The following is a 25,528-nucleotide window of genomic DNA, read 5'->3' as shown; positions in this document are numbered from 1 at the left end:
GTCCCATTAAGTAATCTGTTACAGCGATGCGCAAACCACCTGCACGCCATGTTGTTCTATGAGTTTTCGATGCTCGTCGGTTAAACGTTCATCCGTTATCAGTTTGTCGACCTGCGACCACGGCAACTCGAGGTTAGGAATGCGTCGATTTACCTTATCGGCCTCCGCTAACACAATCACTTCCCGTGCCGACTGAGCCATCACCCGGCTCAGACCTAATAATTCGTTAAACGTGGTGGTGCCGCGTTCCAGATCGATACCATCACAGCCAATGAACAGTTGATCGAAGTCATAAGATTGCAGTACCTGCTCGGCGATTTGTCCCTGAAACGATTCGGAATGAGCATCCCAGGTGCCGCCAGTCATCAGCAGCGTAGGCTCATTTTCCAATTCGCGTACCGCATTGGCGACAATCAGCGAATTGGTCATCACCACCAGGCCCTGCTTTTGGTTCAGGCGGGGAATCATGGTGGCTGTGGTACTGCCAAAATCGATAATAATGCGGTTATGATCGCGAATGCAGGCCGCCGCAGCGGTGGCAATGGATTGCTTGCGCTGTGAGGTTTCCGGTGGTTGCTGATGCTGATTTTCTGGCATCAGTTCCTGCGGTAGTGGAATGGCACCGCCGTAGCGACGCAATAACATGCCGCTTTTCTCCAGTGTCGCCAGGTCTTTTCGAATCGTAACTTCTGATGTTTCGAAATAACGCGCCAGCGAATCCACCTGAACATCACCCAGTTCATTGAGGCGCTGCAGTATGCCTTGACGGCGCTGGACAGTGTTTCGTTTCGGCATGCTGTTGTGTTTTTAATAGTTAAGTTTCGAATCGAAAGTTTTGAGTGGGAGAGACTTTATCAAAACGAAAGAAGAAGGCAACGATTTAAATAGCCAATGCGATGTAAATCACAGTGTATGGCCGATGTTATTTGTCAGGCCAACGTACCTTACCACCGGTGGTACATGCAGCCGATTTGTTAGCTGACAATGCAGCGATTACGACCTTCTGCTTTTGCCTGATAAAGCGCTTTATCGGCTCGCTCGAAGACGGTTTCACCATCCTCCAGTGTCTGAAATTCGCTGATGCCAAACGACATCGTGATGGGGACGCGCTCTTTACGGAAGTTAAACGGGCTGGATTCGACTTTGGTGCGCAGTTTTTCGGTCGCGACCAGTGCTTCTTCCGCATTGGTCTCTGGCATCAGGATGACAAATTCTTCACCCCCGTAGCGGCCAATAAAATCGACGTCGCGTAGCGATTTGCGCATGGCCTTGGCGAGCAGCTGCAATACTTTATCGCCAGCCAAATGGCCGTAGTTATCATTGATGCGTTTAAAGAAGTCAACGTCGGCCACCACCATGGTCAGCGGGCCACCATAACGTGCTTTGCGGCTCAGCTCTTCTTCCAGTCGCTGCTGGTAAGCATCACGATTTGGCAAACCGGTTAACCCGTCATGGGTTGCGCGGCGTTTCTGTTCTTCGATGATCTGGCGTGCCTTACTGGCTTCCTGTTCCATCTCATTCAGTCGCGTCTGCAGCAGATCAAGCTTTTCCGCCAGACGTTGCTCACGGCCACGTTCTTCTGTCTGGTATTTCTCCATAGCACGAACGATCAGGGTTAAATGATCACTGACGCTTGACCCCAATTCACCCAGGTCGCCGGAGCCGGTGACGACCGAGCGGATATCGGCGATCTGATCGCGGACTAAGGTATCAAGGTCTTTGCGTGCTTGTTCTCGTTCAGCTTGTCCGGTGTTGGCGTCAGTAACCAACACCTGGATAACCTGCAAACGCTGATCAAGATTCTGTAAGAAACGTTCAAATTCCTGCTGCCCACTGCCGAGACAATCAATCAGAAACTCGGCGGTGTCTTCCAGCAAGGGCACCAGTTCATACCAGTTCAGTCCCTTGCCCAAACGGGTTTGTAAACCGGTAGCAATGTCGGCCAGTCGATCTGGAATGACCAGTTGCGATAGCAGGTTTATCAGCGTATCAGATACTTCCTGGGCGATATGGGAAAAGCCCGGTTCCTTATCTGGCTGAGCTTCTGCGTTCTCCAGGCTGACTTCGCTGCCAACCTCAGGCTCTTCCGGATTGGGTTTGAACCAGCGCTGCCACCATTTCGTTTTTTGCTCTTCCTCGTGGCCCTCCAGCGTTGCCAGTTCCCCCAGGATTTGCATCCAGCTTTGCAACTGCTCGATGTAACCCGACCAGCTTTGTAACTCGGTTTTGGCTTGTCTCCGCACCTGCTTGATGCGTTTCAGTAGTGGTCGCGGTAACGGGCATTGCAGCAGTTTGGCTGCGGCATCGCTGAGCTGACCTAACAGCACTTCCGCCTGGGCAGTATTCTGGGCTTCAAAGCGCTGAACGGCTCGTTCTAGCTCGTCCATTGCGTTGCTCATGCCACTGTTATGACCTTCTGCGCCGGGCTTGATGGCTTCACGCAGGCTTGCCAGGGGTGTATCGATACTGCTGGACTGGCCCTCAGCCAGTAATGACACCATAACCAGGCCGCGGCGATATTGGTCAAGATCCTGGGCACTGGAGCGTTTCAGCTTTTCTTGTTCATCAATCAGATTGAGGTATTTATCGCGCCAACGATTGGCAGAGTCGGAGCCTGCTGCCTGAGCCATACTGCGTCACCATGGAAAGAAAGTTGCCCGCTAAGTATAGAAGAGCTTTGGCAATGTGCGCTGTTGATAAAGACGTTAGATTGTCTGGGGAAGTAGAATCTCAGCCGCGACTGGCAGGTGGTCAGATTGCGGATGATTGATCACCGCTATGCGCGACAGCTCGATACTGTCGCTGACCAGAATATGATCCAGCCCGCGCTGAGGCTGCCAGCTTGGAAAGGTTTTCAGACCGCTATTTACCGGGTGCAGATTGAGGCGATTCAGCGGACTCTGGCGCAGCAGAATTTCTGCCTCCTGGTTCAGGTCACCCATAATCACCAGATGTTTGGCGTCGGCAACGGCCTCGACCAGATAGTTGAGTTGATTGAACTGAGTCGTTTTGCCCAGCGCTAGGTGTGTGACTGCAATAACCAGCGACTCCGGACCACTGCCATAGCGCAACAACATCATACCGCGGCCCGGCAAAAATCCGGGCAGTGCATGACGTTCAATTTTTTCAGCCGGATAGCGCGACAGCACGCCATTACTGTGTTGTGCGAATTTGCCCAGGTTACGATTGATCTGCTGATACCAGTGTGGGAAACGTGCTTGTTGCGCCAGATACCCAACCTGATTCTGATGTTGGCTGCGCCAACTGCCGCCATCGGCTTCCTGTAATGCCACCACATCAAATGGTTGTACCAGCCTGGCAATGTTATTCAGCGCGTGTTGGCGTTGTTTGTTAGGCAACAGATGTTGCCAACTCTTAAGCAGATAATGATGAAAGCCAGCGGTCTGAATGCCGACCTGCATATTAAAGGAAAGGAGTCGCAGGCTGTTGGCGGCTTTGGGCGCCGCCACGAAGTCCTGCAACGATGAGTAAAGACTCACCGATTATTTGGCTTTCAGTGCCTGACGTTCTTTCTCGATCAGATAATCCGCGACTTCGACCATTTTTGCCTGACCGCCGGCAGAACTGGCCGATATCACGTATTTGCCCTGTACGATCAGGGCAGGAACGCCACTGATTTTGAACGCGCGGATGCGTTTGTCGCCCTGCTTCATGCGGCTTTTCACTGTGAACGACTCGTAGGCTTTATCGAAGTCTTTGGCTGCGATGCCGGCTTTTTCGACTAAAAAATCTCGTTGATCGTCTCGGTCCAGCAGGCGTTGCTTGTCGATATGGATCGCACGGAAGATGGCATCATGAACTTTTGGCAGCACACCCAGCACGTCTGCAACGTAATACATCTGAGCATGTACCACCCAGGCGCGACCGAACATTGCAGGCACCCCTTCGAAGATCACGTCAGCGGGTAACTCAGCTTTCCATGGTTTGAGGATACTTTCCAGGTTAAAGCAGTGAGAACAGCCATACCAGAAAGCTTCTTCTACATGCACTTTACCATCGGCTAATACCGGAACGGGTTGCGCCAGCACGGTGTAATGTTTACCGGCTTCATATGCTGCAGCCTGTGCCAATGACGCTGTAACCATCAGGGTGGCAGCCAGCATCCATTTCTTCACCTGAGAAAACATGGGTTACTCCAGTTGTTCGTAGTTGTGGATTTTTGTTAGCTGCATTCTTGCATAAAAGCCGTTCAGGCGCCCACAGCATGGAGTGAAAAGCTCTGTAAAGCGGCGCACCCCGCTTTGCCGGATGAATAACGAATCTGACGGTGACAGGAGTCCAAATGACTGAACGCGGGTTCGCAAGATCGTTGATTGAGTTGGTGCTGAAAGTACTGCGCGCATAAAAAAAGCGACCGAAGCCGCTTTTTTTATGCAGGATACGGAATTAACGCAGACCCTGGATGTATGACGAGACTGCTTCGATCTCCGTGGCGTGCATACGCTTAGCGATAGAACGCATGACGCGGGTATCACCATCGTTGTTACGCTGGTTCATGCTGAACTTGTTCAGCTGAGATTTGGTGTAAGCTTCGTGCTGACCCGCTAAGCGTGGGAAGCCCGCTGCTTCGACACCGCCACCGGCAGGACCGTGACACGCCAGACAAGCCGGAATGCCTTTCTCTTCAACACCTGCCATGTAGATGCGCTTACCTTTTTCTAGCAGCGCTTCGTTTGCACCACCACCAGTTGGCGTCTGTGCTGCGAAGTAAGCTGAAAGATCAGCGATGTCTTCGTCGCTCAGGCCGGCAACAAAAGCAGTCATTTCAGGAACCTGACGAGCACCGTCACGAATGTCTTTGATCTGTTTGTTCAGATAACGCTCGCCCTGACCTGCAATTTTCGGGAAGGTAGGCGCCAGGCTGTTGCCATCAGCACCGTGACAGGCACCACACGTAGCAGATTTTGCTTTACCGGCTTCTATATCGCCGCCATGCGCAGCAGACATCAATCCGGCAGAAACGATCAGGCTAATCAACAGGTTTTTCATCATCAGGTCCAGGTTGTAAGTAAATTCGTGTTATTGCTTTGGTGCAGCCATATAGTTAATCAGCTGCTTGTACTGGTCTGGTGTACAGTCCATGCACAAGCCACGCGGGGGCATTGCACCTTTGCCATTCGTAACGCTGGCCACTAACTTGTCCATACCAGTTGCGATACGTGCTTCCCAGGCAGCTTTATCAAAAGCTTTCGGAGCACCTGCAACGCCCATGGCGTGGCACGCTGCACACGCTTGTTTATACTTAGCGTCTACATCGAATGCGTTAACGTTTGCGCTCACTACCGCTACTGCGGCAGTCATCAGAGCCAATTTTTTCATCGTGAGTCTCTCTCGTTATGCTTGCTTTAATTAGCTTAGCCTCGAACTCACCGCCCTATGATAGAATGAGGGCGTCATTCAAAGGCGCAGTATTATATAACATTAATTTCCGGACGGTCATTACGTTTACCCCATGTTAGATAAAGAATCATTGACCTATACCAATACTCACTTCGTGAAGAGCGCGGCAAAACTGAGCCAATGCCCTTCCGATGTGTTGCGCGAGGTCGCATTTGCAGGTCGTTCTAACGCTGGTAAATCCAGTGCCCTGAACACCCTGACGCAAAACAAAAAACTGGCGCGCACCAGTAAAACCCCTGGCCGTACTCAGCTGATTAACTATTTTCAACTGGGTGAAACGCCGCTGTGTCTGGTGGATTTGCCGGGATATGGCTTTGCCAAGGTTCCCGTTGCCAAGAAAAATGAATGGCAAAAAGAGCTGGGCAACTATCTGGAGAAGCGTGATCCTCTGGTGGGCTTGGTGTTGCTGATGGATATTCGCCATCCATTGAAAGAATTCGACAATTCCATGTTGGATTGGGCCCGTGAGAAGCAAATGCCGGTGCATATTTTGCTCACTAAGGCTGACAAACTGAAACGTGGTCCAGCGCAGAATACTCTTTTGCAGGTGAAAAAAGCGGTAAAAGATCTGGGTAATCTGGTGAGCATTCAAACTTTCTCTTCGCATAACAGTGAAGGTCTGAAATTACTGCAGCAGCGCCTGAATAGCTGGCTGCTGCCTCCGGTCGAAGAGGAAGCTGATGATGTGTCGGTAGGTGTTCCTGACCCGGAATAATCACTCTGGATGGCGCTACTGAGACCGAACTTTACTGCAAAGGGCCAATCTTGAGATTGGCCCTTTTTTGTGAGTCTCAGCTATTGAAACTGACTCCATCATTGTAAAAAACAATGAAGTTTTTTACCGGATTGGCGCAAAGCTGAAATCAGTGTCTATAGTGAAAGTAGTCCCGTTGGGAACAGATTGGTGCGATGCCATTCACTTCTCCATAGGTAGTTCTTTTTCTTCGGTACTTCCCCAATGATCCGAAGTTGACCCGGTAGTTTGCCCCCAATGGCTATCGGGTCTTTTTTTGTCTTCCAGGCTATCGCGTTGTCACTTTTTGCTTCTAGTAAGGCATTAATGCCAATATTTATTCGCGGCTCTGCGACTGATACTAGATAAAACGACTAAATCCGGAGCCCTCCATGTCCAAGCTGGTAAATCCAAAAGATCTCGAGTTTCTGTTGTATCGGGTGTTTAACGCAGAACAACTGACGGAACTGGAACGTTTTAAAGATCACGATCGCACCACCTTTGACGGCATTCTTAAGACTTCCGAACAAATCGCAGAAAGTTATTTTTTGCCACACAACGCCAAAGCTGATGCACACGAACCTCAGTTCGATGGTGAAAAAGTCATTACCATTCCGGAAGTAAAAGAGGCCTGGAAGCACTTTGCTGAATCTGGCCTGATGTCGGCACGCCACAGCTTCGCTGATGGTGGTATGCAGTTGCCATCGCTGGTTCACGCTGCATGTAACGCGTATTTTATGGCAGCGAACCCATCGACCGCGGGCTATCCGTTCTTAACCAGTGCAGCTGCTAATGTGATTCATGCCTTTGGTAGCGAGCAGCAAAAATCAACCTTCCTACCACCGATGTTTGATGGTCGATTCTCTGGCACGATGGCGTTGACAGAACCGGATGTTGGTTCATCACTGGGCGATCTGACCACCAAAGCCATTGCCCAGGACGATGGCAGCTATCGCATCAAAGGTCAGAAAATGTACATCTCTGGCGGCGACCAGGACATCACTGAAAACATCGTGCATTTGGTACTGGCACGTATTGAAGGGGCGCCGGTTGGTGTAAAAGGCATCTCGCTGTTTATCGTACCGAAGTTTCTCACCCATCCAGACGGCTCTCTGGCGGAACGTAACGACGTCAAACTGGCCGGGCTGTTACATAAGATGGGTTATCGCGGTACTACGTCTACTGTGCTGAATTTTGGTGAAAGCGATAACTGTCACGGCTATTTAATTGGCGAGGCCAATAAAGGCCTGTCGTATATGTTCAAGATGATGAACGAAGCGCGTATCGGTGTTGGTTTAGGTGGTGCCATGATTGGTTATCGTGGTTATCTTGAATCGCTTGATTACGCCCGTAACCGTCCGCAGGGTCGCAGTGCGACGACTCGTGATCCGAATTCCAAGCCTATTAATATCGTTGAGCATACCGATGTAAAACGTATGTTGCTGGCACAAAAAAGTTATGTCGAAGGTGCTTTAGCGTTGTGCTTATTTGCTTCTCGTCTGGTGGACGAAATGGAAGGTGAAGCCGATGAAAATACAGCACAAGACAGCGCTATTCTGCTTGATTTATTAACACCTATCGTAAAATCGTTCCCGTCTTATTACGGCCCGCGCGCTAACGACCTGGCTATTCAGGTATTGGCTGGGGCGGGTTATACCCGGGAATATCCGGTGGAGCAGTGTTACCGCGATAACCGGCTAAATCCCATTCATGAAGGTACTCATGGTATTCAGTCGCTGGATTTATTAGGTCGGAAACTGTGGCAACACAATGGCAAAGGCCAGCAATTATTAATGGCCCGGGTGCAGGCAACGCTGGCATCAGCCCAACAGAAAGCAGCGTTAAAACCATTGGCGGACTTGTACCAGAAACATCTGAATACATTGATGCAAACGGTAATGACGCTGGGTCAGTCGTTGCAAAAAGGCGAAGTGGAATTATCACTGGCGAACTCGGCTGTTTTTCTCGACCTGATGAGCAAAATGGTTATCGGCTGGTTATGGTTGGAGATGGCCGATAAAGCCGTTGCAACGTTTGCAGATTCCGACACCGAAGAAGACCAGCAATTCCTTTCGGGTAAATTACAGGCCGCGCAATATTTTATTCATTGGGAACTAGCGGAAATAGATCATCAAGCCAAGCTTTTAACTTCATTTGATACGACCTGTCTTGATATGCAGGCGGATTGGTTCTGATTGTTACGGTACGTTAAGGGAGCAGAGTCATGTCTGAAGACAATAAATTATTGATCGATATCAGCGAGCACATCGTTACCATTACATTTAATCGTCCGGAAAAACTGAACGCCCTGGATCCGGATTCTTATCATTTATTAGCTCAGACGTTGTATCAGCTACAACATGAAAATGAGCTGCGGGTTGCTGTGATTCAGGCCAACGGAAAACATTTCACTTCCGGTTTAGAGCTTGACCAATGGGCGCCTATTTTTGCCACCGGAAAAATGCCTGATCTGGCAAAAAATGAAATTGATCCGTATGGCTTACAGGGTGAACGTTTAACCAAACCAGTGATCATTGCTACTCAGGGTATTTGTTATACCTCGGGTCTGGAGCTGCTGTTAAACACTGATATTCGTATTGCCTCACCTGATGCACGTTACGCGCAGCTAGAGGTGCAACGTGGAATTTACCCTTGTGGTGGCGGTACTATTCGTTTGCCGGAAGCGATTGGCTGGGGTAATGCTCAGCGTTATCTGTTAACCGGTGACGAGTTCTCTGCCGATCTGGCGTTACAGTGGGGCCTGATTCAGGAAATTGTTGATGGGGACAAGTTACATCAACGTGCCCGGGAGCTGGCAACAAAAATTGCTAAAGCGGCACCTTTAGGTGTTCAGGCTGCACTCAAGTCTTCCAAGATGGCACGCTATCAGGATCAGCAAACGGCTATTCGCGAAGTGTTTAAAGACATGTCAGTTGTAATGACCAGTGATGATGCACGGGAAGGGGTTGCGTCGTTTCTGGAGCGACGAGAGGCTGTGTTTAGCGGCAAATAATTGCACTGTGAAAGTCAAAGGTGCCTGCTCACCATTTTGTTAAGGCATCTTTGTCTTTCTGCAACGCTTCTACCCAGCGATCGCCGGCCCCGATGGTTTCTTTCTTCCAGAAAGGTGCGCGGTTTTTCAGGAAATCCATCATAAAATGGCAGGCTTCAAAAGCCGCTTCGCGATGGCTGCTGCTGACAGCAACAAACACAATCTGATCCGATATGTGTAACTGACCCACCCGGTGTATCAGGCGAATACGGTTTAATACCGGCCAGCGTTCGCGGGCTTGTGCAACGATGGTCTGTAGCGACTTTTCTGTCATTGCCGGATAGTGTTCCAGAAATAATCCAGTGACTTCTGAGCCCTGGTTCATCTCCCGTACCTGGCCGACAAAAAATACAATAGCGCCATCTTCACGATTATCTTTGCGCATGGCCTGGTATTCGGCTTGAACATCGAAATCGGCTTCCTGTACGCGAATATAATCCATGGTTTTCTCCACTATTAGCCGCCGGTAACTGGTGGAAAAAAAGCGACTTCGTCGGCTGTGGCAATCGTCGCTTTTTCGTCATTCACTAATTCCTGGTTGATCGCAACCAGCGCTTTACCCGCTTTTAGCAGATCCGCATGATCCGGAAATCGGGTCATTAAGGCTTCACGTAAATCACAAACCAATACGGGTAATTCGATATCCAGATCGGTATTGTCGCAGTTTAAGCGTTCGCGCAATTGGGCAAAAAATAACACCTTCATAATTTTTAAACCCCGTTAATTGTTAGCCTGCCAATGACCGGTTTTCCCGCCTTGCTTTTCCAGTACACGGACGCCAGAAATTTCCATACCGGGGTCGATCGCTTTACACATATCGAACAACGTTAATGCCGTTACAGAAACCGCTGTTAAGGCTTCCATTTCAACACCAGTCTGGCCGGTTAATTTACATAGGGATTCGATACGAACACGGTTTGACTCAGGTTCAGGCTGAAATTCCACCGCGACCTTGGACAGCATCAGCGGATGACACAGCGGAATCAGATTGCTGGTTTGTTTCGCTGCCTGAATACCCGCGATACGGGCAACGGAAAAAACATCTCCTTTGTGATGGTCTCCGGCAAGAATTTTCGCCAGCGTTTCTGCACTCATATTCACATAACTTTCAGCACGGGCGACACGCACGCTGGCGTGTTTGTCGCTGACGTCAACCATATTGGCTTCGCCGTTGGAATTCACATGGGAAAATTCAGACATGGTATTTCACTGCTTTTGGTTTCAGTTAGTCGCTTAACCGCGGGTTTTACAAGGTGCCAGTTCTGCTTGCTTCAGTTGTGGCACAAAATTACAGGGACGATGGGTACTGTTCAGCTGACTTTCGATGATTTCGTCCCAGGCTGTGCGGCATGCGTTGGTTGAACCTGGCATGCAGAAGATGACGGTGCTGTTCGATAGACCGGCAATAGCGCGGCTTTGGACCGTCGAGGTGCCGATTTGTTGGTAGGAGATCTGGCGGAACAACTCGCCAAAGCCATCGATGGTTTTATCAAACAGGGGAGTAACGGCTTCTGGTGTGGAATCACGACCGGTGAACCCGGTGCCGCCGGTAACCAGAATGGCTTGCGTAGTTTCGTCGGCAATCCAGTTGGCAATTTGTGCACGGATTTTATACACGTCGTCGATCACGATTTGTTTGTCGCTCAGGTGGTGACCTTGTTTAGTTAATTCAGCAACCAGCAACTGACCACTGGTATCGTTTTCTTCCGTACGGCTATCGGATACGGTTAGCACGGCGATATTCAGAGGAATAAATTCGTCGGTAAATGTTTTGGCCATGATGGTTCCTTTTGATTATATCTGTAGACGTTGTAGCAGATTGTTTTTCGCAGTCGCTTGGTATTTAAATCTGCTTCTGAATTGCTTGCCACTGTTCAGGTGTGTTGGCGTTGGTCAGAAATTTTTCATCTTCGTGGTAACTTATTGCCTGGCTACCCAGTTCGGTTAATAAACTACGAACTCTCAGATTGCCATCTTCACTATTCAACTGCCGCTCAAGGTACTGAATCAACTGATCAGAAATTGGCAAAAACAGCGGCAAAAAATGATCCTGATAAAAACAGGCCGACTCTTTTCTTAACCCCTGATCAATCAAGGTATTCAGATTATCTGGCTGAAAGAACGGTAAATCTACAGGTAATAACAGCAAATAATCACACTGATTTTTTAATGACTGTACCAGAGAATAAATCGCCCCCAGCGGCCCTTTCTGTTCCACTAAATCGGGAATAAATTCATACCCCAATTGTTGTTGTTCCACCGAATTTAATGCTCGGCTAACAACCATCTTTTGTATCACCCCATCGGCAATAAAAGGTTTAATCACAGTACAAGCGCGTTGCAGCTGGCTGCGCTGCTGGTTATCCAGCAACAGAGCTTTATCCTTACCCATACGGCGGGACAGGCCGCCAGCGAGAACCGCTGCAACTATTCTTGGATTATCCAATGGCATGCATTAACCGCACTTGTTAACCGCCAATTTGAGCAAAATGCTGAATGGCTCCTGTTTGACCATCATGCAGGAAATGAGTCGCTTTCTTATCGCGTAATAATTCCTGGATGGCAGTTTCCAGCTGGGCCTGTTTACCATCAGTCATGAAATGGCGCAGATCGTAACCCTGCTCACCAAACAGACATAAATGGAGTTTGCCCAGTGCAGAAATACGCAGACGGTTGCAGCTGGAACAGAAGTTTTTGCTGTAAGGCATAATCAGGCCGATGCTGCCTTGGTAATCCGGGTGATCGAATTCCTGAGCTGGGCCTGCGTCTTTACTACGGATTTTTTGCTGCCAGCCATTTGCCAATAACTGCTGTTTGATCTGCTCACCGCTGAGGTGGTGTTTAGCGAAATAATCCGGATTTTGTCCGGTTTTCATCAGCTCAATAAAACGCAGGGTAACCGGCGTAAATTTAATCCAGTTAAGGAAACTTTGCAGTTCACCACCATTATGGCTTTTCAGCAGAACCGCATTCACCTTCACATCTGTAAAGCCCAGCTCAAACGCGCGATCTATGCCGTTGAGTATTTCCTGTAGGCGGTTGTGGCCGGTGATGGTTTGGAAGACTTTTGGGTCTAAACTGTCGATGCTGACATTGAGCTGATCGAGTCCGGCGGCTTGCCAGCTATCGATATGCTGGTTGATCTTATAGCCGTTGGTGGTTAGCGCGACGGTTTCAATGCCGGGGGTTTGCTTTAGCGCTGCAATAATTTGCGGCAGGTCTTTGCGCAATACCGGTTCACCGCCAGTAATACGAATTTTGCGTGTGCCGTGGGCGGCAAAGGTCTTGGCCAACTGACGGATTTCTTCCAGCGATAACGGCTCGGTTTTATCCGAACATTGATAACCATCGGGCAGGCAATAGTCACAACGGAAGTTGCAGACATCGGTGATTGACAAGCGCAGGTAGCTGAACCGCCGACCATGCGTGTCTTTGAATTGAGTGTCATGAGCCTGCCGTGTTGCGTCCAGATCTTCTAACCTGGAACCAACTGCAGGCGGAATCGACCCATAAGGTTCCAGCTCTACGGCCGGAATCCGGGTATATGTATTCATCTCTCTACACCTTTCCAAATGCGGGAGGCCCGGTGGTTTCCCACAGAACCCTGGTGATGCAGCTATCAGACGGTATGTCTGGAGCCATCACGGCTGACACGTCCTATTCAGGCTCACAGAGGTATGTGAAGACCAAACTTAGACGGAGCAGCTTCGGCGTTAAGACACCATTCTATGTGAGATTGGGCGATAAGGGAAAGGTTCAGAATGTTCAGGGGTTACTGTTACAATCTCAATCGATAGTTTTATTAGGAATGGATATGAAAAACTTAATACTGTGTGGTTTAGCTATTGGGCTTGTCGGGTGCGCTGTTGCTCCCAAGGTCGCTTACTACAAGAATGAAGGGCAGAGTGAAGAAGAGCTATTTTCAATAACGTCTCTTAATAACGGTAGTCTTTTTAGTAATATTCCAAGTGCTCGTTTAATAAGAGTGATTGACCAAGATGGTAAGGAAGTTATTGGTGAAAAGGACTTTCTTGAGTACGTGAGATGGGAAACAGCCTATATTCAACCGGGAAAATACACATTGGAGTTTCGTTGCACTTTAGGGGAGGATTATTCACTGCCTAAAGTCGAATTTGAGGCAGCTAAAGGCCAGCATTTTGTGTATCAATGTGAAAGTGTGATTGAAAAAGTATTTGGAATACCTGGCGTTGTTGCCATGAACCTGAAGATTGAAGAGTCATCAACACCACCGGAAAAAGGCTGACTGTTCTACAGTTAGCGCTAACTACTCAAATGTATAAGTTTGATGACAGAAGTTATCTATAGGTTATACGCGGGCTGCTTTTGCAGCCCTACTTCAATTTAGCTAGGGGTGCTGGAACACTGCATTACCCGATATCACCTTGCCCCCGGCCCACGTAGCCGCTAGCCTTCAGGCACTTATCCACACCATTATTTCTATAAGAAGATCTCTATGCTGCGCTGGCTTTGGCAATTTGTTCGCCCTTATAAACTTCGTTTAACCATTGCTGTTGTGGCGTTGGTAATGACTGCTGGTTTGACTCTGGGGTTAGGCCAAGGCGTACGGCTAATGGTCGATAATGGTTTTGCCGCACAATCTACCGAGGGTTTGGCAGATGCTCTGAGTATCTTTGGCGTATTGGTGGTGCTGGTCTCGATCGGTGCCTATTTTCGTTTTTTTATGATTTCCTGGCTGGGGGAGCGGGTGGTGGCGGATATCCGTAAGCAGCTGTATCAGCATCTGGTCAGTCTGCCACCGAGCTTCTTTGAAGATAATTTGGCCGGTGAGATTCAGAGCCGGGTAACCACTGATACTACGTTGTTACAAACTGTGATTGGTTCGTCGTTCTCTTTTGCTTTGCGAAACGCGCTGACCTTTATTGGTGGCATCACGCTGATGTTTATCAGCAATTTAAAGCTCAGTTTAATTGTTTTGGTTGCGGTGCCTTTGATTGTTTTTCCGATGATTTATTTTGGCCGGAAGGTGAAAAAATTATCCCGTGACAGTCAGGATAAAATCGCCAGTGTTGGCGCCTGGGCCGGTGAAAGTCTGCAGCATATTAAAGTCGTTCAGGCCTTTACCCGTGAGGATATTGTCACTCAACAGTTTGGCGATGCCGCCGAAGGGGCATTTGATGTAGCGTTACGGCGTATACGCCAGCGGGCGTTTTTAATTATGCTGGTGATGATGCTAGTGATGGGTTCTGTCGCGGGTATGTTGTACATCGGCGGCAGCGATGTTATTGCGGGTGAACTGTCTGGTGGCGAGCTGGCTGCCTTCGTGTTTTACGCCATTATGGTGGCTGGCTCATTAGCGGCAGTAACCGAAGTCTATGGCGAAGTACAACGCGCTACCGGTGCGGCAGAACGTATCCGCGAGTTATTAGCCACCGAGGCGGAAATACAATCGCCTGAACAGAATGAACCAACGCCAACTGTAAGCGAAGCCGAGTCACTATTAAGCTTTCAACAGGTGGGTTATCACTACCCATCCCGCCCGGATCGACAGGCTATTGTGGATTTGACCTTAGAAGTTAAACCCGGTGAACGGATCGCCTTGGTAGGACCTTCTGGGGCGGGAAAATCTACTTTGTTTGATTTATTACTGCGTTTTCGCGACCCCCAGCAGGGCGATATTTTATTACATGGAAAACGCATAAAAGACTGGAACCTGCAGGAGCTGCGACGCCAGTTTGCCCTGGTGCCACAACAGCCCGTATTATTCAGTGCCAACGTCTGGGATAACCTGAAATACGGTAACCCCAATGCCACCGAAACGGAAATTCTTGCTGCAGCCAAAGCCGCTTATGCCGATGAGTTTATCGAACAATTACCTGAGCAATATCAGTCGTTCCTTGGTGAACAAGGCGTAAAATTATCTGGTGGTCAGAAGCAGCGTCTGGCCATTGCCCGCGCAATATTGCGCGACCCTGAAATTTTACTGCTGGACGAAGCCACCAGTGCACTGGATGCTCAATGTGAACATCTGGTGCGGCAGGCGCTGGATGAGTTAATGAAAGACCGAACGACCTTTATTATTGCTCATCGCCTCGCAACCGTAGCGCACGTTGATCGTATTGCTGTGTTTGATCATGGCCGCCTGGTGGCGATTGGTAGCCACCGGCAGTTATTGCATGATTCGCCTTTGTATAAACGTTTGGCAGAGTTGCAGTTTAATAACGAACCCATGTCACCCGCATCCGGACATGCCTGATTTGGTGTTATCGTTTAATAGACAAGGCAGATATTTGCACTATGTTAACAGGTTCATGTTTTATCAAATAATCCAGGCACCGGGCTCTCCAGAATGGCTGCCATTGTACGTACCAAATCCAGTTCAACACCGCGCAATTCACCATCAGCATTTATGCACGCAGCCATACCTTTAATTGCGCGCCCTTTCACGTGAGGGTAGGCTTCGGTCAGTTTGGCCAATGCCAGATTGAGAGGCTTTAATGTTGTCTTATCGACACTCTGTAGTGAGAGTTTTTCTGCATCAAAACCTGCCGCATCTAATGCCGCAGAGAAAGCTTGAACAGCATCTTGCTGTGAATCGTGACCATAATGTGCCAGATATGACAGCACTACGGCTAATTCCGGGTAAAGTTTTTCTGGCTTACTGTGTTTTGCTTTAACCGGTTTTACTTCCTCAAATGTTGGTTCGAGATAACGTAAAATCAGACGATATAAACACCATTCAAAAATATCGATTTCACCATCGGCTTTGGCTAGCTGAACAATGGTACGGCGAAAGTCCTGATATTGATCTGCCGATAATTGTTTTAATGCCGGGATGGCCTTCTCCACCAATGGCAGACGTTCTTTATCATTTATCTCTTTGCTTAGCTGCAGCAAGCGTAAGCAACTCTTGAATAAATCCTGGCCATGATTTTGACGAATTATATCCAATTGTTGCTCATGTACGAGGCGTGTATCGGTGGCCAGTAATAAGACAAAAATCAGCGCTCTGGCACTGTAAGTTTCATGTGCCGCGTCGGTGAGTTTTTGCAATGCTTGTTTGGAGGTAGTTAACGAGTGTGTTTGTGCTTGCATTTGGTCTGGCGCATCGCTCATTACAGAACTGACTGCAGCGACGGTTCCGGCAATCGCAGCGAACTTTTCAGCCTGGTTACTTTGTTGAGCAATCTCCGGAGATTCCTGCTCTGCCTGCTGACGCGATTGTGGCGCCAGGAACTGACCATCCCAATGTTGATCAACACGCTGAATACGTTCTTCAATTGGAGGGTGTGTCTGAAACCAACCAAAACGAAATGGTAGTGCCTGACCAAAAAATAAATGCGATGTTTCATTTCGCTCCGGTGAAGCAATTTCAGAACCAGAACCATGTCCAATGACTTTTAGTGCACCGCCGATACTGGATGGATCACGGGTGAACTGAACTGCCGATGCGTCGGCTAAAAATTCTCTCTGACGTGAGACCGCAGCTTTAATTAAATTACCAAAAAATACGCCGCCATAACCAATAATAATCAAAGCAAAACCCAATGCCAGAAAGGGGATTGGATTACTCTTTTCGTTATTTGAGCGACGGCTTCCACCGCCACGTAACGCGGCTTCAAAAATAAATCGGCCAATCATACCGATAAATAAAATACCAAAAAGAATTGCCATAAGGCGAATATTAAGACGCATATCGCCATTAAAAATATGACTGAATTCGTGCGCGATTACCCCTTGCAGCTGATTACGGGTTAACTGTTCCATACAGCCTTTGGTGACACCAATCACGGCATCAGATGGTTGGTAGCCAGCTGCAAAAGCATTAATGCTGTGATCTGGCAGAACATATACCGGTGGTACCGGCATGCCGGCAGCGATGGCCATTTCTTCAACGACATTTAACAGACGTTTTTCATAGAATTCCTGGCTATCTGGAGTTAATAGCCGTCCACCTAACGATTCTGCAATCGTTTTTCCTCCACCTCGTAACATCAGCCATTTAATCAGGCTGGCACCCCCTATCACCACCAATACACCACCCGTAATCTGTGCCCATAGCATTGGTGTCGTATAGTGAAGGATGGCCTGCACAATATTCTCACCACTTCGTATGTATTGGCCGTCGCTGTACCAAAATACCGCAGCGAGCAGCAAATTCAGCAGTACGATCAATGTAATTACGGCGAAGGAGAATAAAACGACCAGCTGACCAGTGCGTTTTCTTGCCTGATCCTGATGGCTGAAAAAATCCATAGGGAAACCTTGAATAGCAGGAGCAAAGAATAATCTCCCGGCAGAAGCCGGGAGGAATAGAGGTTAGAAAGAAACTTTAGGCGCTGCCTGAATCTGAGCGCTGTCTTCAAACTCAAGTAATTCGGCATCCACCGGATGACCAAATTTACTGGCAAAGAATACCGGCGGGAAAGACTGGCGGTAGGTGTTGTATGCCGTAACGGCATCGTTAAATGCCTGGCGGGCAAAGGCAATTTTATTTTCCGTGCTGCTCAGTTCTTCCGACACCTGCATCATATTCTGGTTGGCTTTCAGATCCGGGTAGGCCTCCATGGTGACATTCAGTTTCCCCATGGCATTTGCTAGCACACCTTCTGCACCGGCAAGTTGCTGCATCGCGTCTGCTGCGCCGGGGTGTTGTGCGGCGGCTTTTAAACCTGCTGCGGCTTCATTACGCGCAGCAACAACGGCCTCCAAAGTTTCACTCTCGTGCTTGAGATAAGCCTTCGCGGTTTCAACCAGATTCGGGATCAGGTCATAACGACGCTTTAGTTGTACTTCGATCTGTGAAAAGCCATTTTCATAACGATTTTTCAGAGTCACCAGCTTGTTGTAGATACCGATGACATAAACAATCAACAGAGCAATGACAACCAGCACAATGATGGTATTCATATCCATGTTAGAACTCCTTATTTGGTCCAGCTGCCGCTGGCGTTCTGAAAAGCCTGGCCTGCAGCTTTGGCTTTTGCGGTTAATTTTTCACCGGCAATTTTTTCGATCTTAGCCAGTTGGGTGTTCTGCTTGTTGGCAATGCTTTGATACTTGGCTTTGCGCTTGCGGTTAATGTCGGTAACCAGAGCGGCTGCCGCGGTATTACTGCTGACGATTAACCCCAGGTAACCGTTGGATTTTTCGCCAACCAGGTTTTGACTTTTTGCCTGAGACAGATCCAGCGCCCAGCTGCTGACAGAGAGCAACAGCGCAGTGACCAACAACGTGACTTTTTTCATAATGTGATTCCTTATGCTGCTATCAGAACAGATCGCTGTCTTCTTCAAACAGGTTTTCCAGATCTTTTTCGACTTTAACCCGAACTTCATGTTCTATTTTTACATTCAGGTTAATGGTGATGGGTTTTTCCGGGGCTGCCACTTTTAATGTGCACGCGCTAAGCGGCGCAATCAGAAGCAGAGCAAGCAAAGATGCTTTCATAAGCGTCAGTTTCCTGTAATGAATAGCATAACTCTAACCGCACTGTTGGCCAATGCAAGCTACACTGGAGGAAGTTTACTCTTTATCGCAAATGGGAGGAAAGCGCTGTGAAACGGTTCCTTACTCTGATGTTGATGGCAATGCTTTGCGCGCCGTTTGCGGCTGTTGCGGAAAAGATCTCTATGGTGATTGGTCTGGCGTTACCGCCTTATGTCATCGCTGATCAGGATACTGGTATTGAGTTGGAAATTGTCCGTGAGTCGCTGGCTTACCGTGGCCATGAACTGGTGCCGGTGTACGTGCCTTTCTGGCGGGTATTGTCGATGTTGGAGCAGGGGCTTACCGATGCAGCGATGACGGTCAATGAAGACTCTGGTATCCGTGACGGTGTGTTCTACTCCCAGCCCCATATTACCTATCAGAATCAGGCAATTAGCCTCAAGTCACGTTCTTTTCCTATCTTTGGGATTGAGGATTTGGCACCGTATTCGATTCTTGCGTTTCAGAACGCCCGTAAATATCTTGGTGCCGATTTTGCCGCGATGGCCCGTGACAATCCACAATATCAGGAGATAGCCTTGCAGGCGAAGCAGGTCGTTATGCTGTATGCCGGGCGAATCGATCTGGTGGTTATGGATAAAAATATCTTTAACTACTATCGTCAGCAGGAAGTCCGCATTGCAACCGATGCGGATGTGCAACGCTTTGAGCTGTTTCCACCCTCGCATTACAAGGTTGCTTTTGTTCGCGCTGACTGGCGCGACGACTTCGATGCCGGGCTTAAGTATCTGCATGAATCCGGCCATTATGAAGCCATTATTAACCGCTTTATCACACCGTCAGAACGCCCTTAAGCCTGGTACGTTGGCATTACCTTGGTGACTTTGTAGAGGTAGTTGCGAGCCTCTTCGTATTTCAGATTTTTGCGCAGGTGCGCGTATACCTGAGGTGGTGTCATCAGGTTAATCTTTTTTGCAGCTGAGCTGACCGAGGTGTTGCCGGTAAACGCACGGGCAACATTACCAGCACCGGTGTTGTAGGCAGCAATCGCGCAGTAAAGGCGGCTTTGTGGATCTTTCACCGCTCTCAGGTAGCGTTTATCGAGCAGGTTGAGATAGGCACATCCCAGCTCAATATTGGTTTGTGGTTGGAACAGCTCCTGACCCGACAGTAAGCGCTCCCTACCATACGCATGTTTGCTGGCATCACGCCCGGCGCTGGCGGGTACAATCTGCATCAGGCCAAAGGCTGGAATGTGGCTGCGCGCCATTGGGTTAAAAGAGGATTCTGTTTGCATGATAGCCAGAACCAGTGGCACTGGTACGCCCCACTTATTGGCTGCTTGTTTCACGGTTGGCAGATAACCGCGTGCTCGCTCAGGCACGGCATCGGCTTTTAATGGGATGGTGACGATGACAACATCGCCTTTGCGGGTTTTCTGTTGCTGGCGCTTGGCTTTAGCAAGTAATGTCTGGGCCTGATCCTGACTGATCTGGCTCACCGTCTGAGGCGCTTGCGGGGCTTTCTGCCCGGTCGTCTGCGTCAATACCGGATCGCGCTGATACGAGTCACCGATGGTGGCACGAATCACCTTGTCAAACTCTTTGCGAATGGCATCCTCACTGACTTTGGCGCTTTCGGTATTAGCGAACGAAATACGTATTTCATTGCTCTTGAAGTCTATTACCCGCTTGGTTTTCAGGTTATCACTGTAGTCGACCCACTCGGTTCGGTTCGACAGCTCCGGATCGGCCCAAACAGCACCAATTTTGCGCTTGTAGTCACGGTACGCAAGCAGGTAATTTTTGCGATATCGCTTCCATTCATTTTTAATTTTGTCCACTCCCGCCTGCTGCTGACGTTTGTAACGCTCAAATTCGCTCTCAGCCCGGCTTAAGGCGGGTTGAAGAGCCAGGATGGCACTGGCGGTGGGCAATAATTTCAGTAATTGACGGCGTTTCATCTGCACTTCCCTGTTAACTGGTTTCGCTATCTTGCCCGACCCAGCTTAACCACAGCTGACCACTTGCTCCAGATCCAATTACAGAATTTGTCGACAAATTCCCGATCTTTTGAGTCTGATCCGTGGTTTCTCTCCGATCAGAATTTAAACCCCTACAAAATGCCGTTATAATGCCCGGCGATTTTAACCTTACGATTAAAAAAATGTGTTGGCCGTCAGCGGCTTATGAGAGGACACTTCCGTGAAACAACTGAAAGCTTTGATTATGGCTGCAGCTGCTTTGGTAGCGGCGCAAACCTTCGCTACCACCGAGGCTCAGATCGACAAGATTCGTGAACGCATCAAGCCAGTTGGCGAAGTGTGTATTGGTGCTGAGTGTGGCGGCGCTGCAGTGGTCGCTTCAGGCCCTCGCTCTGGTGAAGAAGTATACAACGGCGCATGTACTGCGTGTCATGGCGCTGGTATTCTGGGCGCGCCGAAAAACGGCGACAAAGCGGCGTGGGATGAACGTCTGGCGAAAGGTATTGATGAGTCTCTGGCGTTGGCAATCAAAGGGATCAATGCGATGCCACCTAAGGGTAACTGTGCTGATTGCTCCGATGATGAATTGATGGCAGCGATCAAGTTTATGTCTGGTCGTTAATTCGCTCCGGATACGTACCTGATACAAAAAAGCCGCGACAACTGATGAGTTTGCCGCGGCTTTTTTGTGTCTTCCGGATTAATGTCTGACGCGTCAGATACGGTGCTTTTCCAGCTTAGCCTGGTATTCACCAGGATCTTTGATCGCAGTCATTTTCGCACCAGAGCGCTGTTGCTTACGACGATTAGCAAGACGACCGACCCACCAACGCAGCGCGCCAGCGCGCAACGCCTGATTCCAGCCTGCCAGCTCGGCTTCCGTCAATGGCCGCACTGAGCTGTAGCCGTCGAGCAAAGACTGTTGTTTGTCGCCGATCCAGTTGCCTTGTTTATCGCAGCACCAGTCGTTAGCGATGATGGCAAGATCCATCAGTAATGCACCGGAACTGGCGTGATACAGATCGAGTATTGCGCCGACCTGATCGCTGCCGGCAACAAATAAAGCGTTGTCGTGGAACAGGTCGCCATGGATCCAGCCTGTTGGCAGTCTTTGCCATTGAGTCTGATGGGCCTGCTGCCACTGTACTTCGTCGGCGAGCAATGATTGTTCTGCTGCCGATAAATCGTCCGCCAGTTCATCCAGCATCGTGCTGGCCCACTCCAGACCGTGATCATCCGGGCGGCTTTGCTCAAGACTCTGTGCCGCCAGGTGCAACTCAGCCAGAGCGGCGCCAATGGCATAGCAGTGGGCTTCTGTTGGTTGTTCGATGTGTTCTCCGGGCAGGCGTTTACACAAGATGGCCGGTTTATTTTCCAGCGTATGTAACCACTGTCCTTGCTTATCCTCTAACGGTGCCGGTACCTGAAGGCCAGCCTGGCCGAGGTGATGGGCCAGGGTGACCAACTCACGCACTTCGTCGTATTGATGTTGCTCGAACAAAGTAAGTACAAACTCACCTTGTGAGGTGTTCACAAAGAAGTTGGTATTTTCTACGCCAGCTTCGATGCCTTGGTAGCCTTGCAGTTCACCCAGTGTAAAAGCCGACATAAAAGCTTCAACCTGTGGCTGAGTGAGTGGGGTATATACGGACATATTTTAAAACTTCGTTATTTAAGCACCCCAACAAGGGGTCGTCAGATACGGCTGCCAGCGGGGGATTACCAGCGAAAGATGACCCAGCTCGGTACCCGCATCTCCGGGTTATCTTTGCGCATAAAGTCGCCATCTTCTTCGTGGGTCGGAATCAGGTAATACGGTTTACCGATTTTAGGCACCACTTTAATCTCGCTGACTTTACCGTTCACCCGAAACTCATAGTAGGTGTTATCGCCATCATTACGGATGGTGACGGTTTCTCCGGCCTGGTCTGCAGCCATGACATTCAGGCTGAACAGGGATGCGTACAAAGCGGTGGCAAGCGCCAGTGTTTTGGTAAACGTCATGGTAGACTACTCGCATTTGAATTAATGCCAGTGTATCGCGTTGCCGGGCCTGTTTACACCAATTCGATACGTTCTGATAAAAGACTAACTAAGGATTTGATGAATATCATGTCTCAGCCTGTCATTCTTGTTGATGGTTCCTCTTACCTGTTCCGAGCCTTCCATGCGATTCCCCTGCTGACCAATTCCAAAGGTCTGTATACCAATGCCATTAAAGGTGTGATCAGTATGATCAAACGGTTGCAGAAGGACTATCCAGAGTCTGAAGTAGTGGTGGTGTTTGATGCCAAGGGCAAAACGTTTCGTAATGATATGTATGGCGAATATAAAGCCAACCGTCCGCCGATGCCGGAAGAGCTGCGTGAGCAGATCGAACCGATCCACAACATCATTCACGCCATGGGTTTACCATTATTAATCGTCGATGGCGTGGAAGCGGATGACGTGATTGGCACGCTGGCAGCCCAGGCAACCGAATTGAAACGAGAAGTGATTGTGTCCACCGGCGATAAAGATATGGCCCAGCTGGTGAACGAACACGTCTCTCTGATTAATACCATGACCGACACGTTTATGGACGTAGAAGGTGTGAAAGAGAAGTTTGGTATTGGTCCGGAATTTATTATCGATTATCTGGCGTTGATGGGCGATAAAGTCGATAACATTCCTGGTGTGCCGAAAGTGGGCGAAAAAACGGCCGTTGGCCTGATTGCCGGTTTAGGCAGTCTGGAAGATGTTTATGCCAATCTGGATGAGGTTAAAACCTTAAGTTTCCGTGGTGCAAAAACGCTGGCGCCACGTTTGGAGGAACATAAAGAGCAGGCATTTCTATCCAAACAATTAGCGACCATTAAATGTGATGTGGAATTAGAAAAACCATTGCAGGAATGGGTTGCCACTGCAGCTGATCACGACAAGCTACTGGAAATCTTCCAACACTTCGAATTCAAAGCCTGGACGGCTGAACTCAGTGGTGGTGCTGATAAATCGTCTACCAGTGGCTCTGCTGCTTCGACTGGCGCTTCTGTTGCTGTTGATGGTGATGACGATGTGTTGCCGGAAAAAATAGAAGGCGACTACGACGTTATTTTTGACCAGGCTGAACTCGATCGCTGGCTGGAAACGCTGAAAGCGTCTGAATTATTTGCCTTCGATACCGAAACCACGTCGCTAAATTATAAAGACGCTGAAATTGTGGGTGTGTCTTTTGCTGTGGAAGCAGGAAAAGCCGCATATGTACCCTTAGCGCACGATGATGATTGTCTGCCGGAAGGTAAAACGCAGCTGGATCGTGCCGCAGTATTGACGCAGCTAAAACCGATTCTCGAAGATAAGAACCAGAAAAAAGTTGGCCAGCATATGAAATACGATATGCACGTATTGGCTAATTACGATATTCAGCTTAAAGGCGTCGCGTTTGATACTCAGCTAGAATCTTATGTGTTGAATTCTGTCGCAACCCGTCATGATATGGATAGCCTGGCATTGAAGTATCTGGGGCATAAATGCATCAGTTTTGAAGACGTTGCTGGTAAAGGTGCGAAACAAAAAACCTTCAATCAGATTCATATCGATGTGGCTGGCCCTTATGCGGCAGAAGATGCCGATATCACTTTGCGCCTGCACCAGACCTTGTGGCCGAAACTGCAGCGAGAAGAATCACTGAGTAAGGTATTCACCGATATCGAAATGGGTGCCATGCCGGTATTGTTTGGTATGGAAGAAACCGGTGCTTTAATCGACGGCGATTTATTACACCAGCAAAGTGCTGAGGTTGAACAGAAACTGCAGCAACTGGAGCAGCAGGCCCACGATGTGGCGGGCGAAGTATTTAATTTGGCGTCACCAAAACAGCTGGGCGTTATCCTGTTCGAAAAACTGGAATTACCGGTTCGTAAAAAAACGCCTAAAGGTGCACCGTCTACAGCAGAAGAAGTGCTGGTGGAGCTGGCGGAAGAATTTGAACTGCCACGAATTATTATCGAACACCGTGGGCTGGCGAAATTAAAAAGCACCTATACCGATAAACTGCCATTAATGGTTAATAGTCGCTCAGGCCGGGTACATACGTCGTATCATCAGGCGGTTGCCGCGACCGGACGGTTATCTTCCACGGACCCTAACCTGCAGAATATTCCGATTAAAAGTGAAGAAGGCCGTCGTATCCGTCAGGCATTTATTGCCCCTGAAGGTTATAAGCTGGTGGCTGCAGATTATAGCCAGGTTGAACTGCGTATTATGGCGCATTTATCCGGTGATGAAGGTTTATTAAATGCCTTCAATGAAAACCGCGATGTTCACCGTGCAACGGCTGCTGAAGTGTTTGGTGTCAGTGAAGATGACGTTACCGATAACCAGCGTCGCAGTGCCAAGGCGATTAACTTCGGTTTAATTTACGGCATGTCGGCTTTTGGTCTGGCGAAACAACTGGGTATTGGTCGTGGTGAGGCGCAGGACTATGTGAATCTGTATTTTCAGCGTTACCCTGGGGTACAGGCCTATATGGATAACACCCGCGAAACGGCGAAAGAAAAAGGCTACGTTGAAACCATCTTTGGCCGCCGTCTATATCTGCCGGATATTCGTGCCAAAAATGCACCTCGTCGCCAGCACGCAGAACGTACCGCGATTAATGCACCGATGCAGGGAACCGCTGCGGACATTATCAAACGTGCAATGATTCAAGTGGCTGATTGGTTGCCTGAATCCGGTTTTGATGCGCGGATGTTGATGCAGGTACACGATGAACTGATTCTCGAAGTACGTGAGGATCAGGCTGATGCCTTTGCCGCAGAATTGCAGCAGAAAATGCAGGAAGCGGCCGAAATAAAAGTGCCGCTATTGGTTGACGCGGGTATTGGTGATAACTGGGATCAGGCGCATTAATTAACGTTGGCCAGGGAAG

At 49.0% G+C, this 25,528-nt stretch carries 27 protein-coding genes and 1 riboswitch; of the genes, 8 read left to right on the top strand and 19 right to left on the bottom strand.

Annotated features, from left to right (window positions below; genetic code table 11):
* Window positions 1-18: 18 nt before the first annotated feature.
* From MK185_14370 to MK185_14345, 6 genes are all read right to left on the bottom strand, one after another.
* A complete protein-coding gene (locus MK185_14370) occupies window positions 19-795 on the bottom strand; it encodes a DeoR family transcriptional regulator (protein ID MCH2041810.1) in 777 nt (258 codons plus the stop codon).
* Window positions 796-974: 179 nt separating this feature from the next.
* Window positions 975-2,630, bottom strand: a complete 1,656-nt coding sequence (locus tag MK185_14365) for a diguanylate cyclase (GenBank protein ID MCH2041809.1) — start codon at window positions 2,628-2,630, stop codon at window positions 975-977.
* Window positions 2,631-2,705: 75 nt separating this feature from the next.
* On the bottom strand, window positions 2,706-3,500 hold the full coding sequence (locus tag MK185_14360; protein MCH2041808.1) for an endonuclease/exonuclease/phosphatase family protein: 795 nt from the start codon (window positions 3,498-3,500) through the stop codon (window positions 2,706-2,708).
* A gap of 3 nt (window positions 3,501-3,503) precedes the next feature.
* The gene (locus MK185_14355; GenBank protein ID MCH2041807.1) at window positions 3,504-4,148 is read right to left on the bottom strand and encodes a thiol:disulfide interchange protein DsbA/DsbL; all 645 of its coding nucleotides are present in this window, start codon (window positions 4,146-4,148) and stop codon (window positions 3,504-3,506) included.
* 259 nt (window positions 4,149-4,407) lie between these two features.
* Complete coding sequence (locus tag MK185_14350; protein ID MCH2041806.1) at window positions 4,408-5,010, bottom strand: cytochrome c4; 603 nt, start codon at window positions 5,008-5,010, stop codon at window positions 4,408-4,410.
* Between the two features lie 30 nt (window positions 5,011-5,040).
* Window positions 5,041-5,340 (bottom strand): c-type cytochrome, encoded by a 300-nt coding sequence (locus MK185_14345; protein ID MCH2041805.1) that lies wholly within the window; start codon window positions 5,338-5,340, stop codon window positions 5,041-5,043.
* Between the two features lie 133 nt (window positions 5,341-5,473).
* Here MK185_14345 and yihA point away from each other — a divergent pair, with 133 nt between their 5' ends.
* The 3 genes from yihA (at window position 5,474) to MK185_14330 (ending at window position 9,167) form a co-directional block, all read left to right on the top strand.
* A complete protein-coding gene (gene yihA / locus MK185_14340) occupies window positions 5,474-6,136 on the top strand; it encodes a ribosome biogenesis GTP-binding protein YihA/YsxC (GenBank protein MCH2041804.1) in 663 nt (220 codons plus the stop codon).
* A 410-nt stretch (window positions 6,137-6,546) separates the two neighbouring features.
* Window positions 6,547-8,349, top strand: a complete 1,803-nt coding sequence (locus tag MK185_14335) for an acyl-CoA dehydrogenase (GenBank protein ID MCH2041803.1) — start codon at window positions 6,547-6,549, stop codon at window positions 8,347-8,349.
* 29 nt (window positions 8,350-8,378) lie between these two features.
* Complete coding sequence (locus MK185_14330) at window positions 8,379-9,167, top strand: crotonase/enoyl-CoA hydratase family protein (GenBank protein MCH2041802.1); 789 nt, start codon at window positions 8,379-8,381, stop codon at window positions 9,165-9,167.
* 28 nt (window positions 9,168-9,195) lie between these two features.
* On the opposite strand, the gene moaE is transcribed toward MK185_14330, so the two are convergent.
* The 6 genes from moaE to moaA all read right to left on the bottom strand — a co-directional run bounded on the left by moaE (window position 9,196) and on the right by moaA (window position 12,760).
* A complete protein-coding gene (gene moaE / locus MK185_14325) occupies window positions 9,196-9,648 on the bottom strand; it encodes a molybdopterin synthase catalytic subunit MoaE (protein MCH2041801.1) in 453 nt (150 codons plus the stop codon).
* A gap of 14 nt (window positions 9,649-9,662) precedes the next feature.
* Window positions 9,663-9,911: a MoaD/ThiS family protein gene (locus MK185_14320; protein MCH2041800.1), complete on the bottom strand. Its 249-nt coding sequence runs from the start codon at window positions 9,909-9,911 to the stop codon at window positions 9,663-9,665.
* Between the two features lie 15 nt (window positions 9,912-9,926).
* A complete protein-coding gene (moaC, locus tag MK185_14315) occupies window positions 9,927-10,406 on the bottom strand; it encodes a cyclic pyranopterin monophosphate synthase MoaC (protein MCH2041799.1) in 480 nt (159 codons plus the stop codon).
* Between the two features lie 33 nt (window positions 10,407-10,439).
* Window positions 10,440-10,985, bottom strand: coding sequence for a molybdenum cofactor biosynthesis protein B (moaB, locus tag MK185_14310; GenBank protein MCH2041798.1), 546 nt, complete (start codon window positions 10,983-10,985; stop codon window positions 10,440-10,442).
* A 64-nt stretch (window positions 10,986-11,049) separates the two neighbouring features.
* Window positions 11,050-11,658 carry a molybdenum cofactor guanylyltransferase gene (locus MK185_14305; protein ID MCH2041797.1) on the bottom strand — a complete coding sequence of 203 codons (609 nt, stop codon included), beginning with the start codon at window positions 11,656-11,658 and terminating at the stop codon, window positions 11,050-11,052.
* A gap of 16 nt (window positions 11,659-11,674) precedes the next feature.
* Complete coding sequence (gene moaA / locus MK185_14300; protein ID MCH2041796.1) at window positions 11,675-12,760, bottom strand: GTP 3',8-cyclase MoaA; 1,086 nt, start codon at window positions 12,758-12,760, stop codon at window positions 11,675-11,677.
* Window positions 12,752-12,931: riboswitch (molybdenum cofactor riboswitch) on the bottom strand. It overlaps the preceding gene by 9 nt.
* A gap of 89 nt (window positions 12,932-13,020) precedes the next feature.
* Here moaA and MK185_14295 point away from each other — a divergent pair.
* On the top strand, window positions 13,021-13,470 hold the full coding sequence (locus MK185_14295) for a hypothetical protein (protein ID MCH2041795.1): 450 nt from the start codon (window positions 13,021-13,023) through the stop codon (window positions 13,468-13,470).
* A gap of 210 nt (window positions 13,471-13,680) precedes the next feature.
* Window positions 13,681-15,441 (top strand): ATP-binding cassette domain-containing protein, encoded by a 1,761-nt coding sequence (locus MK185_14290; protein MCH2041794.1) that lies wholly within the window; start codon window positions 13,681-13,683, stop codon window positions 15,439-15,441.
* Window positions 15,442-15,494: 53 nt separating this feature from the next.
* Here MK185_14290 and MK185_14285 read toward each other — a convergent pair whose 3' ends face one another.
* From MK185_14285 to MK185_14270, 4 genes are all read right to left on the bottom strand, one after another.
* Entirely contained in the window at window positions 15,495-17,441 is a 1,947-nt protein-coding gene (locus MK185_14285) for a M48 family metallopeptidase (GenBank protein MCH2041793.1), read from the bottom strand.
* Between the two features lie 63 nt (window positions 17,442-17,504).
* Window positions 17,505-18,101 (bottom strand): LemA family protein, encoded by a 597-nt coding sequence (locus MK185_14280; GenBank protein ID MCH2041792.1) that lies wholly within the window; start codon window positions 18,099-18,101, stop codon window positions 17,505-17,507.
* Between the two features lie 11 nt (window positions 18,102-18,112).
* Window positions 18,113-18,433: a YdbL family protein gene (locus MK185_14275; protein ID MCH2041791.1), complete on the bottom strand. Its 321-nt coding sequence runs from the start codon at window positions 18,431-18,433 to the stop codon at window positions 18,113-18,115.
* 22 nt (window positions 18,434-18,455) lie between these two features.
* The gene (locus MK185_14270; protein MCH2041790.1) at window positions 18,456-18,635 is read right to left on the bottom strand and encodes a YnbE family lipoprotein; all 180 of its coding nucleotides are present in this window, start codon (window positions 18,633-18,635) and stop codon (window positions 18,456-18,458) included.
* Between the two features lie 107 nt (window positions 18,636-18,742).
* Here MK185_14270 and MK185_14265 point away from each other — a divergent pair, with 107 nt between their 5' ends.
* A complete protein-coding gene (locus MK185_14265; GenBank protein MCH2041789.1) occupies window positions 18,743-19,489 on the top strand; it encodes an ABC transporter substrate-binding protein in 747 nt (248 codons plus the stop codon).
* Here the strand turns inward: MK185_14265 and MK185_14260 are convergent.
* Entirely contained in the window at window positions 19,486-20,598 is a 1,113-nt protein-coding gene (locus MK185_14260; protein ID MCH2041788.1) for a transglycosylase SLT domain-containing protein, read from the bottom strand. The genes MK185_14265 and MK185_14260 overlap by 4 nt on opposite strands.
* A gap of 241 nt (window positions 20,599-20,839) precedes the next feature.
* Here MK185_14260 and MK185_14255 point away from each other — a divergent pair, with 241 nt between their 5' ends.
* Window positions 20,840-21,241 carry a c-type cytochrome gene (locus MK185_14255; GenBank protein ID MCH2041787.1) on the top strand — a complete coding sequence of 134 codons (402 nt, stop codon included), beginning with the start codon at window positions 20,840-20,842 and terminating at the stop codon, window positions 21,239-21,241.
* Window positions 21,242-21,334: 93 nt separating this feature from the next.
* On the opposite strand, the gene MK185_14250 is transcribed toward MK185_14255, so the two are convergent.
* Together MK185_14250 and MK185_14245 are read right to left on the bottom strand one after the other, a co-directional pair.
* On the bottom strand, window positions 21,335-22,273 hold the full coding sequence (locus MK185_14250) for a homoserine kinase (GenBank protein ID MCH2041786.1): 939 nt from the start codon (window positions 22,271-22,273) through the stop codon (window positions 21,335-21,337).
* A 65-nt stretch (window positions 22,274-22,338) separates the two neighbouring features.
* The gene (locus MK185_14245; protein ID MCH2041785.1) at window positions 22,339-22,623 is read right to left on the bottom strand and encodes a DUF2782 domain-containing protein; all 285 of its coding nucleotides are present in this window, start codon (window positions 22,621-22,623) and stop codon (window positions 22,339-22,341) included.
* 99 nt (window positions 22,624-22,722) lie between these two features.
* Between MK185_14245 and polA the strand changes: the two genes are divergently transcribed.
* Window positions 22,723-25,509: a DNA polymerase I gene (polA, locus tag MK185_14240; GenBank protein MCH2041784.1), complete on the top strand. Its 2,787-nt coding sequence runs from the start codon at window positions 22,723-22,725 to the stop codon at window positions 25,507-25,509.
* Window positions 25,510-25,528: the final 19 nt, after the last annotated feature.

The sequence above is a fragment of the Saccharospirillaceae bacterium genome (genome assembly GCA_022448365.1).
Taxonomy (GTDB): domain Bacteria; phylum Pseudomonadota; class Gammaproteobacteria; order Pseudomonadales; family Oceanobacteraceae; genus Bacterioplanoides.
The sequence above is the reverse complement of the archived record's forward strand: the minus strand, read 5'-3'. Positions and strand labels throughout refer to the sequence as shown.

Bases quoted from the DNA above. Each gene is read 5' to 3' on its own strand.
- MK185_14280 (MCH2041792.1), bottom strand. From the start codon at position 18,101: ATGGATATGAATACCATCATTGTGCTGGTTGTCATTGCTCTGTTGATT.
- MK185_14330 (MCH2041802.1), top strand. From the start codon at position 8,379: ATGTCTGAAGACAATAAATTATTGATCGATATCAGCGAGCACATCGTT.
- moaC (MCH2041799.1), bottom strand. From the start codon at position 10,406: ATGTCTGAATTTTCCCATGTGAATTCCAACGGCGAAGCCAATATGGTT.
- moaB (MCH2041798.1), bottom strand. From the start codon at position 10,985: ATGGCCAAAACATTTACCGACGAATTTATTCCTCTGAATATCGCCGTG.
- MK185_14285 (MCH2041793.1), bottom strand. From the start codon at position 17,441: ATGGATTTTTTCAGCCATCAGGATCAGGCAAGAAAACGCACTGGTCAG.
- moaA (MCH2041796.1), bottom strand. From the start codon at position 12,760: ATGAATACATATACCCGGATTCCGGCCGTAGAGCTGGAACCTTATGGG.
- MK185_14305 (MCH2041797.1), bottom strand. From the start codon at position 11,658: ATGCCATTGGATAATCCAAGAATAGTTGCAGCGGTTCTCGCTGGCGGC.
- MK185_14245 (MCH2041785.1), bottom strand. From the start codon at position 22,623: ATGACGTTTACCAAAACACTGGCGCTTGCCACCGCTTTGTACGCATCC.
- MK185_14295 (MCH2041795.1), top strand. From the start codon at position 13,021: ATGAAAAACTTAATACTGTGTGGTTTAGCTATTGGGCTTGTCGGGTGC.
- MK185_14270 (MCH2041790.1), bottom strand. From the start codon at position 18,635: ATGAAAGCATCTTTGCTTGCTCTGCTTCTGATTGCGCCGCTTAGCGCG.
- MK185_14275 (MCH2041791.1), bottom strand. From the start codon at position 18,433: ATGAAAAAAGTCACGTTGTTGGTCACTGCGCTGTTGCTCTCTGTCAGC.
- MK185_14365 (MCH2041809.1), bottom strand. From the start codon at position 2,630: ATGGCTCAGGCAGCAGGCTCCGACTCTGCCAATCGTTGGCGCGATAAA.
- MK185_14370 (MCH2041810.1), bottom strand. From the start codon at position 795: ATGCCGAAACGAAACACTGTCCAGCGCCGTCAAGGCATACTGCAGCGC.
- polA (MCH2041784.1), top strand. From the start codon at position 22,723: ATGAATATCATGTCTCAGCCTGTCATTCTTGTTGATGGTTCCTCTTAC.
- MK185_14260 (MCH2041788.1), bottom strand. From the start codon at position 20,598: ATGAAACGCCGTCAATTACTGAAATTATTGCCCACCGCCAGTGCCATC.
- MK185_14250 (MCH2041786.1), bottom strand. From the start codon at position 22,273: ATGTCCGTATATACCCCACTCACTCAGCCACAGGTTGAAGCTTTTATG.
- moaE (MCH2041801.1), bottom strand. From the start codon at position 9,648: ATGGATTATATTCGCGTACAGGAAGCCGATTTCGATGTTCAAGCCGAA.
- MK185_14290 (MCH2041794.1), top strand. From the start codon at position 13,681: ATGCTGCGCTGGCTTTGGCAATTTGTTCGCCCTTATAAACTTCGTTTA.
- MK185_14320 (MCH2041800.1), bottom strand. From the start codon at position 9,911: ATGAAGGTGTTATTTTTTGCCCAATTGCGCGAACGCTTAAACTGCGAC.
- MK185_14335 (MCH2041803.1), top strand. From the start codon at position 6,547: ATGTCCAAGCTGGTAAATCCAAAAGATCTCGAGTTTCTGTTGTATCGG.
- MK185_14355 (MCH2041807.1), bottom strand. From the start codon at position 4,148: ATGTTTTCTCAGGTGAAGAAATGGATGCTGGCTGCCACCCTGATGGTT.
- MK185_14345 (MCH2041805.1), bottom strand. From the start codon at position 5,340: ATGAAAAAATTGGCTCTGATGACTGCCGCAGTAGCGGTAGTGAGCGCA.
- MK185_14350 (MCH2041806.1), bottom strand. From the start codon at position 5,010: ATGAAAAACCTGTTGATTAGCCTGATCGTTTCTGCCGGATTGATGTCT.
- yihA (MCH2041804.1), top strand. From the start codon at position 5,474: ATGTTAGATAAAGAATCATTGACCTATACCAATACTCACTTCGTGAAG.